Below are 9,184 nucleotides of genomic sequence, written 5' to 3'. Positions count from 1 at the left end.
CCAAAATTACTCCAAAATATGGAGAAATAAAGAGAAACACAGACAGCTGAGCAGGATAGTTATAAAATCTGCTTAAAACTGGCTGTGTTTTTTAGTCATTGGAAAGTCTTTGCCTAGACTCTTGTTCTATCTTAAAAAAGTTCGGACCAGCAGATTTAAGTTCACTGGTGGAATCATCACCGTATTGACGGTAGTTCCAATGATCAAATACTTACGACGTTGAGAAGTATTGCTTAGCTAAATAAACCTTGTAAATTTTCTACAGAAAACTGTTAACTTATCAGGGGGGATTTTCAAACTCATACCTTTCTCTTGTATTGTAAATTACAGCTATCTTTCATGTGTTTTTTGTCTATATTTTGAATATAACTCTTGATGCAAAATTGTTTCAATGTTAGACTAACTATCAGGCTTTATTAATCTCTTTGATGAAAGGCTAACAATGAAAGAAAGGAAAAAATAAATGTCACATAAGGAAAAAAATCAAGGTCGATTTAGAATGTGGAAGTCCGGTAAACAGTGGCTATTTTCTGGTACAATTATCTTGCTGATTGGAGTAGGTGCTGTTGTAGGAGGCTCTAGCCTTGCAACTAAAAGTAATTCAGAGATAGCAGAAAAGTCTAGGATGACTTACCAAGATAATAGCCAGTCAGAATCATCGCTCCCGAGGAGGATAGAAAGTAAGAAATCGGCACAAAAAGATGACAAAGATTCAAAATTACGGCTTACAGGTGAACATGCCAATAACAGCTTGCGCTTGGGCGGTAGCCTAGATAAAGAGCTACCAGGCTCTCAAGGCGAGCGCCCAGAGAATGATCCACGCTTGGGCGGTAGCCTAGATAAAGAGCTACCAGGCTCTCAAGGCGAACGCCCAGAGAATGATCCACGCTTGGGCGGTAGCCTAGATAAAGAGCTACCAGGCTCTCAAGGCGAGCGCCCAGAGAGCAACAATAATAATCAAAATGAAAATTTTTCAGAAAACAAAGTAGGTCTGATAGAATTTGGTTTTGAGCTAAGCTGTGGCGGTGAAGATGGAGGAACCGTAGTAGTAGGTTTTGAACCAATTTAATTCTTAAAAATAAAGTGAACTATCTGTTTATACCAACTACAAGGTATAGTATTTCAGATAGTATCAAAAAGGCGACTTCCAAATGGAAATCGTCTTTTAATTATCCCAATTCGTCTAGGTGTTTTGTCAGGGACTCTGATAGCGCTCCATGCTGTAGGCAATTTCAAAGATTTCCAAAATCAACGTGAACTAATTGAACTGAAAAACGAAATAAAGAACTTGAAATGCAGGTAGATATCCTAAAGCAAGCGCAAGTGTTATTGGCACGAAAAGATAAGTAATCACTGCTAACAAGTCTCAACTATCAAACACCGATGGCCAGACGAGTTATCGCCTAACTAAATACACTTTGTAAATGTTGTACAGAAATGTGTTGCCTTTTCAACGTTTTCAAGAGCGAAGCAAAGGCCTTGCGCTTTTGAAATGAGGAACAAGGCCTTTGCTTAATCTTTTATTATTTCATTGTTCGCTTGACAGGGAGCTATTCAAACATTTGTACGACTTTTTGATTCAAATTTTATTCACTTTATAAATTCTGTCTAGGTTAGTGTAATTAATTCACTCCGATAGTTTTACGGCTTATGAAGTTCTTCGTTAGGCTTTGTCGAATCGTTTTCTTTGACGTAGGCTTCGTTTGCTTTAGTTCCACTGGTTATTATGTTATTTTCAGTAGCATCAACTTTGTTTGGAATCACACCACTGTTTATCTGACCAATCTCTTTCGGATCGTTTTCAGTTAGTTTAGTGTTACCATCTACCTTATCGTTTTCACTTGTGTTAATTTCGTTATGTTTGATAGTGCTATTTGTCTTATCATTTTCTTCTACTCTAGCTTCATTTTGTTTGCTACTGTTGTTTGTTGCGTGGTCTACTGTTGCCGAATCATTTAATGAGTTGATTAGTTCATTTTGAGAATTGTGTTCCCCCAATAAATCGTCATGGTCATTTTCATCGCCTAGCAAATCATCAAAGGGATCAGAGGTGGAACGTAGTTGAGCTTGATAGACGGTATCCTCTGTGATTGGTTTAGAATATTCTTTTACAATATCAAAGTAGTATTGTTGTGAACGATCTGAATATTGAATAAATGGTGGTATAATTTTTGCTTGTTCCAGAGACAATCCTTTTCGGAGTAAGTAAACAATTGCTTTGCCTTTGCCGTTAGGAGAGATAAGTTCCCCACCTTCGTTAATTTTAAAGGCTACTGCTACATAATTTTTAGGATTATGCCAGTAATAATTTGGATGTCTATTTGGATCGTTGATATCAGTAGGGAGATTTGGATTGGAAGCAATGTATGGTCCTAGGTAAGGAGCGGTTGAACCAAAGGCCGCCAAACTAATCATGGGAGAAATGTTGCTATTCTCATCTTCGCTACCATTTACAATATTACGGTATTCGATGAATTCATAGTGATCGTGTGGTATCGGAGTTGGTTCTGTCAAACCAGCCTTTTTAGCTTGTATCCAAGTAAGTTTCGGATTAACATAAAATGTAAAACCACCTTGGATTTTATCACCAAATTGCAATTGGCCATTTAACAAGGTTGTATACTTAATTGGAACATAATGGCTGATATCGATATCTCGAACATCATCACTGGGAGTATAGACATCTTTTGTTGGTTGTTTTCTGACACGATCAAAGTCAACATAATAGGCCTGATGCTCTCTTTGCATTTTACCAGAAGTAGGAAGATCAGCACTCCAACCTTTGAAGAGCTTGCCTTCATGAGTCACAGTGTTAGGACGATTGATATGTAAATCTTCCCAATTGAGGTCTTTTCGAACCAAGTAATATACTCGTTTTGTTTTTTTACCATTAACTTCCAAATCCCCATACTCACTGTTGGTGCTAAAAGTTAGTAAGATAAAGTTCTTGATATTTTTAATATTAGTAGGTTTAAAAGTGTCATAAACTCCTTTGCGAGTCAAGCTGACTTTTGAACCTTCCGAGAATAGTGGACCGTAGACGAGCTTGTCTTCAACTTCCAAATTAGTTGATTCCGTTTTTACATCACGTTCAGGATCGTCTGGCAATCGTGGATCAATTTTGTAGACATGAGCGTGGTCGCCATGACGAATACTCATATAGTTATCTTCAACGGTAATATCTTCACGTTTTACACCAAAGCGATCCATATATTCTTTTATCAACCGTTCTTTTCTTTCTTCAAAATTTTCTCCATCTATATAGATAGGTTGTGATTCGATAGGATCAGTAAAAGGTTTGGAAGAGTCAATTGGTTCCGCGTGAAAGTGATTACCGTGGGGATACATAATTAGATTCTTCGAGGGGTCAATTGATAGTTGATCACGACTCAATCCATATTGCTGCATAATGGATTGGATTTTTTCTTCGAGTTTTGGGTTGAGAGTAGTCGTATCCGGTTTTTCAGGTTGTTCTGGGATATTATTTGATGTACCAAAGTAGTCAGCTTTTGCTTTTTTCATATACCTTTCGGGAATCAAATTTTCCCACTTAGTATTAACCAATTGGTAATAAGGGATAACATGAATGTCTTTAAGATTACCATTGTGAGCAACCAAAGCACCAAAGTCATTGCTATCAATGATATGGTTTCCGTCAAATAGAAATTTATCGTCAGTTGCGAAATGGATGCCGGGGTATTGCTTTGTATCTACTAGTTTATTGTAGTGGTCTCTAATTTGACCTTTGTGTGGCTTCTTTCCTATGAGAGCGGGGACAGTTGTGTTGTTTCCAGAATTGTTTGAATGATATTGCGAATCAGCTTGTGCCCGTTGGTATGAAGGAGAGGTGACAGATGCTTCTGAATCTGAACGCCCTAAACTACCCTTTAAAATGTAATGGTAATGGTCTCCATGGCGTACAGTATATCCCTTTACATCTTCGGCTACGATATCCTTGGGATTAAAAATATAGCCGTCTTCTGTTTGAAAGCGACTGGCTAGCTGGGCTTTAGTTTGTACCGATTGCTTCGTACTTGTAGTTGTTTTTTTCTCTTTAAAATCTTCAGGTATGAGATAATCCCATTTTGTTCCTTTTAAATCAGAGTAAAACAAAAAGTGACTATGGTTGCCGTGCTTCACAACAAGACCTTCATCTGTTTTCGTCTCAATCTGAGATTCATTACTGAATAAAAAGCCATCATCGGTAGCCTTGTCGATTCCGGGAATTTCTTTTTTTTGTGATTTAACAGTCTTTGTTTTAGAGTTCTTCTTTTCACTTTTATGTGTTTTTGAATGCTCTATCTCCAAGGAGTCAGAACGTTGTTGACAGGCCATCAAGGTTAATTGACATGTCAACGTAATACTTATGATAGCTAACAATCCTTTATTGTGTTTCATTAAAATTAATTCCTCCTTTATATAATTAACCAATTAATATTGAACTGGTTAATTATATAATTGTATAGTTAAAATGTCAACTATAAATGGACTTGTTATAATAAAATGGATACACAATTATGGCACTGCTCCCTTCTTGTGCATAGTATCTCACCTCTTCGACTATTGGAGAGTTTTTTTGTACAGCTGAATAAGACTGTTTAGCTAGTTCCGCTAATTTATCAACCAAGGAAGAGACTCGTTTTCCAGAAATCCGTTTAGTAGTGGATTGTCAGATACATTCTGTCAATTCCGTTTCTGATAACTCCAAGACAAAGTTCTTATTTGGAAAGGTCTTAACTAAATTCCAGTATTGTTCTCCTGTTGGTGTGGATAGCAGTTGTTCCAGCTCATGCAAAGTCACTTGCAAGACCTTATGAAGACGATTCTTAGCACGGATGATGTCTTCAGTCAGATTTTGATAGAAGCGGTTCAAATCCCGTAGTTCTTGATAGACTTGGTCTTGGATATAGGTTGTTTTTCGGTTCAGAATGAATTGAGAACTAGCCAGTTTTTCTGCATCAATCTTATCTGTTTTACGTACTCGCAAACTGTCTAATTGCTTTTTGGTTTCTAGAGGGTTTAATCGAGTATAGGCATAGTTATGATTTTCCAGAAAAGCTTGTAATCTCCGAGAATAGACACCTGTCGCTTCAAAGATGATTTCTGGGTTTTGAACAGATTTCAAGTCCTTTAACAACCTCGAAAAACCGATAGCGTCATTGGGTATCGAATAGCCATGAACTTTTTCACTATTGACCAGAATAGCCACTTCAGAGCTTGTTTTACTCACATCAATTCCAAATATTGTACGCATAAGATTACCTCGTTTATCTTGTCAGATTCCTTGTTTTAGCTATCTCATTTTCAATACTCGACGTTGAACGTCCCGCATACTTTGAACAGATTTTAACTAAAATAGGTGTCTTGCCAGTTTGTATTACGACGTCTAGCGTCTAAAAGCCCCTAGACTTAACAAGACACCTCTACTTTATCAAAAAAGAAAAAGTAGTGAAGATTTCTCACGTCGGAGGTTTCTTCACTACTAATCTTAGTATGTTTGTTATAATGGAAGTGTAGAAATTAATCGTATGTAGAAAAGATGGAGAGGAAGCATGAAGAAAGAATTAATTAATCTAGTGATTGTCACGGGCATGAGTGGTGCAGGTAAAACAGTTGCCATTCAGTCTTTTGAAGATATGGGTTACTTCACGGTAGACAATATGCCGCCGGCTCTTTTGCCGAAATTTATTGAGTTGATCCGTCATAGTCAGGACAATGATAAGTTGGCCTTGGTAGTGGATATGCGCAGCCGGTCATTTTTTGCGGAAATTCGTCAGATTTTGGATGAGATTGAAGCAGATGATGAAGTGAACTTCAAGATTTTATTCTTAGATGCGACAGACGGTGAATTGGTGGCCCGCTACAAGGAAACCCGTCGTTCCCATCCGCTTGCGACTGATGGACGTGTCTTGGATGGTATTCAGCTGGAACGCGAGCTCCTAGCACCACTTAAAAATATGAGTCAAAATGTGATTGATACAACGGAGTTAACACCACGTAATCTCCGTAAGGAAATTGCAGATCAATTTGCTAGCCAAGACAATCAACCAGCATTTCGGATTGAAGTGATGTCATTTGGCTTCAAATATGGTTTGCCACTGGATGCGGACCTAGTCTTTGATGTGCGCTTTTTACCAAATCCTTATTATCAACCAGAACTCCGCAATCAGACAGGTCTTGATGAGGGAGTTTACAATTTTGTCATGGACTGTCCAGAATCAGATGACTTTTATCAACACTTGTTGGCCTTGATTGAGCCAATTTTACCGGGCTACCAGAAGGAAGGGAAGTCTGTATTGACCATCGCCATAGGCTGTACAGGTGGTCAACACCGCAGTGTTGCTTTTGCCAAACGCTTGGCAGATGATTTAGAGAAGAATTGGACGGTCAATCGCAGTCACCGTGATAAGGACAGACGGAAAGAAACGGTGAATCGTTCATGAGAAAGCCAAAAATTACAGTGATTGGTGGGGGAACAGGGATTCCTGTCATTCTAAAAAGTCTGCGAGACAAGGATGTAGAGATTACCGCCATTGTAACGGTGGCAGATGATGGAGGATCTTCTGGCGAAATTCGGCAGGCCTTACAAGTAACACCACCAGGGGATCTGCGCAATGTCCTGCTAGCCATGTCAGACATGCCGAAACTCTATGAGCAAATTTTCCAGTATCGCTTTGCAGAAACCGACGGTGCTCTAGCAGGTCATCCATTGGGCAACCTCCTGATTGCTGGGATTTCTGAGATGCAAGGTTCTACCTATAATGCCATGCAACTCTTATCCAAATTTTTCCATACGACTGGGAAAATCTATCCATCTAGCGAGAATGCCTTAACCTTACATGCAGTTTTTGATGATGGCCACGAGGTAGTAGGAGAAAGCAAGATTGCCAAGTATAAGGGCATGATTGACCATGTGTATGTGACCAATTCTTACAATGATGATGAGCCAACTCCTAGCCGTAAGGTGGTTAATTCCATTTTAGAGAGTGACATGATTGTCTTAGGACCAGGATCGCTCTTTACCTCTATTTTGCCTAATCTGATGATTTCAGAAATCGGTCAGGCTTTGCGAGAAACCAAGGCAGACGTGACTTATGTCTGCAATATCATGACTCAGCGTGGAGAAACTGAATTCTTCTCTGACGCAGATCATGTGCGTGTCCTCAATAATCATCTTGGTCAAGACAATATTGACACGGTTTTGGTCAACATTGAACCTGTTCCGCAGGAATACATGAATACTCATAAATTTGATGAGTATTTGGTGCAGGTCAAACATGATTTTGCAGGCTTACAGGAGCAGGCGAAACGTGTGATTTCGTCTAATTTTCTTCGCTTGGAAAATGGCGGAGCCTTCCATGATGGGGATCTTGTAGTTGAAGAATTGCTCAAGATTATACAGGTGCGAGCATGAGTTTTACCGTACAAGTCAAGGAAGAACTATTGAGTCAAGCACGTATGGAGAAAAGTGAATTAGGCGCCATGATTAAGCTGTCTGGCAGTTTGGGGCTAGCGACATCCGGTTTGACCCTATCCATCTCCACTGAAAATGCGAAAATTGCTCGTCACTTGTATGAAATGCTTTGGCACTTTTATCAGGTAAAGGCTGATATCCGTCATCATCAGAAGACAAATTTACGGAAAAACCGCGTTTACACTGTATTTCTCGATACAGGTGTCAATGAGATTTTAGATGATTTGCATATGGCGGACAGTTTTTTCGGCTTGGCAACAGGTATCGCACCTGCAATTTTAGAAAATGATAGCTGGAGTCAGGCTTACTTGCGAGGAGCATTTTTGGCAAGCGGTTCGGTCAAGGATCCTGAAAAAGGGAAATATCAGCTGGAAATCGCTTCGGTTTACAGTGACCATGCAGAAGATTTGGCCAAATTACTGCAAAAATTTCTTTTGGATGCTAAAGTCATAGAACGCTCTAAAGGTACTATTACCTATCTACAACGAGCAGAAGACATCATGGACTTTCTCCTCGTGATTGGTGCTGAAAATGCTAAGATTGAGTTTGAAAATGTCAAGCTCATGCGGGAAACCCGCAATGATCTCAATCGAGCCAATAATGCGGAGACAGCAAATATTGCTCGAACCGTCACAGCTAGCATGAAGACCATTAACAATATTGCTAAAATCATTGACACTGCGGGTCTGGACCAGTTGCCGATTGACTTGCAAGAAGTAGCCCAGCTCCGCATTCAACACCCCGATTATTCTATTCAACAACTGGCAGATAGCCTGACCAATCCCATTACCAAGAGTGGTGTCAATCACCGTCTCAGAAAAATCAATAAAATCGCTGAAGAATTGTGATGTAAATACTTTACAAGCCCGAGTTGATTTGTTAAAATAGTTGAAGTGTGTAATGGACGCACTAAAATACAGTTTATCCGCTGAGCTTAAAAGCGCTCAAGATTGACAAAGATAGGAGAAAATAAATGAATCCATTGATCCAAAGTTTGACAGAAGGTCAACTTCGTACTGATATCCCATCATTCCGTCCTGGTGATACTGTTCGTGTACACGCGAAAGTTGTCGAAGGAACTCGTGAACGTATCCAGATCTTCGAAGGCGTTGTAATCGCTCGTAAAGGTCAAGGTATTTCAGAAATGTATACTGTACGTAAAATTTCTGGCGGTATCGGTGTTGAACGTACTTTCCCAATCCACACTCCACGTGTTGACAAGATTGAAGTTGTACGTTACGGTAAAGTACGTCGTGCGAAATTGTACTACTTGCGTGCTCTTCAAGGTAAAGCAGCTCGTATCAAAGAGATCCGTCGTTAATCCAACTCTTACAAGCAGTTGTCTGAGTTTGACTCAAGCGATTTTAGAAAACCGAGAAAATTTTCTCGGTTTTTTGCTTATAGGGCTGGAATGATACCTCTATGGTGTGGGTAGATGGTTTGAAGAATAAAACTTGCATTTATGAGGGAAAAAGAGTAAAATAGAGACGTTTCTTCCCTTAGTTAAATGGATATAACAAATTCCTCCTAAGAATTAGTTGTAGGTTCGATTCCTACAGGGGAGATAAAGAGATAACCAAAGAAAAGTAAAAAATATAAAAAATGCTAGTCTAATGGCAATTATCACATTTTGTTTTTTAAAAAATTTTTAAAGTTTTCTTATCTTTTTGACCAAAATTGAATATAGAATTAAGAGCATTTAGGAAATGC

The 9,184-nt window shown here is 39.0% G+C and carries 6 protein-coding genes, 1 tRNA gene and 2 pseudogenes; 7 read left to right on the top strand and 2 right to left on the bottom strand.

Annotation, left to right across the window (positions count from 1 at the left end):
* The first annotated feature begins 463 nt into the window (after nt 1-463).
* Entirely contained in the window at nt 464-1,069 is a 606-nt protein-coding gene (locus ACHUFA_RS10640) for a KxYKxGKxW signal peptide domain-containing protein (protein ID WP_394406013.1), read from the top strand.
* 156 nt (nt 1,070-1,225) lie between these two features.
* A pseudogene (locus ACHUFA_RS10635) lies at nt 1,226-1,376 on the top strand (IS3 family transposase); the annotation flags it as partial.
* Nucleotides 1,377-1,641: 265 nt separating this feature from the next.
* Here ACHUFA_RS10635 and ACHUFA_RS10630 read toward each other — a convergent pair.
* Together ACHUFA_RS10630 and ACHUFA_RS10625 are read right to left on the bottom strand one after the other, a co-directional pair.
* Nucleotides 1,642-4,398, bottom strand: a complete 2,757-nt coding sequence (locus ACHUFA_RS10630; protein ID WP_394406011.1) for a pneumococcal-type histidine triad protein — start codon at nt 4,396-4,398, stop codon at nt 1,642-1,644.
* 133 nt (nt 4,399-4,531) lie between these two features.
* Nucleotides 4,532-5,254, bottom strand: a pseudogene (locus tag ACHUFA_RS10625) (IS110 family transposase); the annotation flags it as partial.
* 298 nt (nt 5,255-5,552) lie between these two features.
* On the opposite strand from ACHUFA_RS10625, the gene rapZ reads away from it, so the two are divergent.
* The 5 genes from rapZ (at nt 5,553) to ACHUFA_RS10600 (ending at nt 9,039) form a co-directional block, all read left to right on the top strand.
* Nucleotides 5,553-6,443 carry an RNase adapter RapZ gene (gene rapZ / locus ACHUFA_RS10620; RefSeq protein ID WP_222349233.1) on the top strand — a complete coding sequence of 297 codons (891 nt, stop codon included), beginning with the start codon at nt 5,553-5,555 and terminating at the stop codon, nt 6,441-6,443.
* Nucleotides 6,440-7,414, top strand: a complete 975-nt coding sequence (locus tag ACHUFA_RS10615) for a YvcK family protein (RefSeq protein WP_222349235.1) — start codon at nt 6,440-6,442, stop codon at nt 7,412-7,414. The genes rapZ and ACHUFA_RS10615 overlap by 4 nt, the downstream gene beginning before the upstream one ends.
* Nucleotides 7,411-8,322 carry a DNA-binding protein WhiA gene (whiA, locus tag ACHUFA_RS10610; RefSeq protein ID WP_222349236.1) on the top strand — a complete coding sequence of 304 codons (912 nt, stop codon included), beginning with the start codon at nt 7,411-7,413 and terminating at the stop codon, nt 8,320-8,322. Before ACHUFA_RS10615 ends, whiA begins: the two co-directional genes overlap by 4 nt.
* A gap of 125 nt (nt 8,323-8,447) precedes the next feature.
* A complete protein-coding gene (rplS, locus tag ACHUFA_RS10605) occupies nt 8,448-8,795 on the top strand; it encodes a 50S ribosomal protein L19 (RefSeq protein ID WP_093650752.1) in 348 nt (115 codons plus the stop codon).
* Nucleotides 8,796-8,967: 172 nt separating this feature from the next.
* Nucleotides 8,968-9,039: transfer RNA gene (locus tag ACHUFA_RS10600), tRNA-Arg, on the top strand.
* The last annotated feature ends 145 nt before the right edge of the window (nt 9,040-9,184 follow it).

It is taken from the genome of Streptococcus hepaticus (assembly GCF_043656315.1).
GTDB classification, from domain to species: Bacteria; Bacillota; Bacilli; order Lactobacillales; family Streptococcaceae; genus Streptococcus; species Streptococcus hepaticus.
The sequence above is the reverse complement of the archived record's forward strand: the minus strand, read 5'-3'. Positions and strand labels throughout refer to the sequence as shown.

What these genes read in the sequence shown, in the direction of transcription:
- whiA (WP_222349236.1), top strand. Translation starts at nt 7,411, where the DNA reads ATGAGTTTTACCGTACAAGTCAAGGAAGAACTATTGAGTCAAGCACGT.
- ACHUFA_RS10640 (WP_394406013.1), top strand. Translation starts at nt 464, where the DNA reads ATGTCACATAAGGAAAAAAATCAAGGTCGATTTAGAATGTGGAAGTCC.
- ACHUFA_RS10615 (WP_222349235.1), top strand. Translation starts at nt 6,440, where the DNA reads ATGAGAAAGCCAAAAATTACAGTGATTGGTGGGGGAACAGGGATTCCT.
- rplS (WP_093650752.1), top strand. Translation starts at nt 8,448, where the DNA reads ATGAATCCATTGATCCAAAGTTTGACAGAAGGTCAACTTCGTACTGAT.
- ACHUFA_RS10630 (WP_394406011.1), bottom strand. Translation starts at nt 4,398, where the DNA reads ATGAAACACAATAAAGGATTGTTAGCTATCATAAGTATTACGTTGACA.
- rapZ (WP_222349233.1), top strand. Translation starts at nt 5,553, where the DNA reads ATGAAGAAAGAATTAATTAATCTAGTGATTGTCACGGGCATGAGTGGT.